Annotated in this window: 2 protein-coding genes; both read left to right on the plus strand. The window is 65.5% G+C overall.

Annotated elements, in window-relative coordinates; genetic code table 11:
* The coding region (locus tag DAT35_RS57870; RefSeq protein WP_233262333.1) for a family 2B encapsulin nanocompartment shell protein at positions 1-1386 on the plus strand (1386 nt) is incomplete at its 5' end.
* Positions 1387-1433: 47 nt separating this feature from the next.
* Positions 1434-1990 (plus strand): cyclic nucleotide-binding domain-containing protein (locus DAT35_RS57875; RefSeq protein ID WP_146210356.1); only part of this gene is annotated, 557 nt, incomplete at its 3' end.

Consider the following 1990-nt stretch of genomic DNA (forward strand, 5'->3'; position numbering starts at 1 on the left):
GGTGGTGATGCTGAGAAGCTGCAGATGAGTCTCGCGACGGAAGCGGCGCGCCAGCTGGCGACGACGGTCAAGTCCGTCCCGCAGATGCAGGGAATCTCCACCCGGTGGCTGCTGAAGCTGCTGCCGTGGGTGCAGGTCTCCGGCGGCGTGTACCGCGTCAACCGCCGCTTGAGCTATGCCGTTGGCGACGGCCGGGTGTCCTTCACCAGCACCGGCGCCAAGGTGCAGGTCATCCCGCAGGAGCTCGTCGAGCTGCCGCTGCTGCGTGGCTTTGAAGACGTCGAGGTGTTGACCGCCCTGGCCAACCGCTTCGAGCAGAAGGAGTTCAAGGCCGGTGAGGTCATCACCGAGGCCGGCAAGGAGGCCGACTCCATCTGCCTCATCGCCCACGGCAAGGTGAACAAGATTGGCGCTGGCAAGTACGGCGATCAGACCGTGCTCGAGGTGCTGGCGGATGGCGACCACTACAGCTACCAGGTGCTGCTGGAGTCGCAGGACTACTGGCAGTTCACGGTCAAGGCCGTCACCCCGGTCACGGCGCTGATCCTCAAGCAGTCCGCGTTCGAGGCGGTGGTCGCCCAGTCCCCGTCGCTGCAGAAGCACATCGAGGAGTTCAAGGCCCTCTCGAAGAAGAAGCAGGACCAGACGGGCCAGGCCGCCATCGAGCTGGCCGCGGGCCACTCGGGTGAGCCCGTGCTGCCGGGCACCTTCGTCGACTACGAGACCTCTCCGCGTGAGTATGAGCTGAGCGTGGCGCAGACCGTGCTCCAGATTCACACGCGCGTCGCCGACCTCTTCAACGACCCGATGAACCAGACCGAGCAGCAGCTGCGTCTGACCGTCGAGGCCCTGAAGGAGCGCAAGGAGCACGAGCTCATCAACAACCGCGAGTTCGGCCTCCTGCACAACGCCGACCTCAAGCAGCGCATCCACACCCGCAGCGGGCCTCCGACCCCTGATGACATGGATGAGCTGGTGGCCACGGTGTGGAAGGACCCGTCCTTCTTCCTGGCCCACCCCCGCGCCATCGCCGCGTTCGGCCAGGAGTGCAACCGCCGCGGCATCTACCCGACCCCGGTCGAGGTGAACGGCCACCACGTGCCCGCCTGGCGCGGCATCCCCATCTTCCCCTGCAACAAGATTCCCATCACCGAGGGCCGCACCAGCTCCATCCTCCTGATGCGCGCGGGTGAGAAGAACCAGGGCGTCATCGGCCTGCACAACGCCGGTATCCCCGATGAGATCGAGCCCAGCCTCTCCGTGCGCTTCATGGGCATCAACGAGAAGGCCATCATCTCCTACCTCGTCAGCACCTACTTCTCCACGGCGGTGCTCATCCCCGACGCGCTCGGCATCCTCGAGAGCGTGGAGATTGGCCGCACCTAGAGCAGGCGCTGTCTGTACGCAGCTCGGACCTGGTTGAGGAGTAGTCCATGGCGAATTCAGTGAACACGGGTGGCGGTGGTGAAGTGGAGATGCATCAGACGAGTCTGAGCACGGCCGCTGCCCGGCAGTTGGCGACGACGACCAAGTCGTTGCCGCAGATGGAAGGCATCTCTCCCCGGTGGCTGCTGCGGATGCTGCCCTGGGTGCAGATGTCGAGTGGCGTGTACCGCGTCAACCGCCGCCTGACCTATACCGTGGGGGACGATCGCCTCAGCTTCGGCAACGTCGGCGCCCGGGTGGAGGTCATTCCCCAGGAGCTCGGCAAGCTGCCCCTGCTGCGCGGTTTTGAAGGCGACAGCGCGGTGCTCGACTCCCTGGCCAGCCGCTTCGTCCAGAAGGAGTACAAGCCCGGCGACGTCATCGTCGAGGCGGGCCAGCCCGCGGAGCATGTCATCCTGATCGCCCACGGCAAGGCCAACAAGCTGGGCGTGGGCCGGTATGGAGATCAGGTCATCCTCGACGTGCTGGGCGACGGCGACCACTTCGGAGATCAGGCGGTGGTGGAGTCGAACGACCAGTGGACGTTCACGGTCAAGGCCATCAC

Source organism: Vitiosangium sp. GDMCC 1.1324 (assembly GCF_003044305.1).
Classification (GTDB): Bacteria; Myxococcota; Myxococcia; order Myxococcales; family Myxococcaceae; genus Archangium.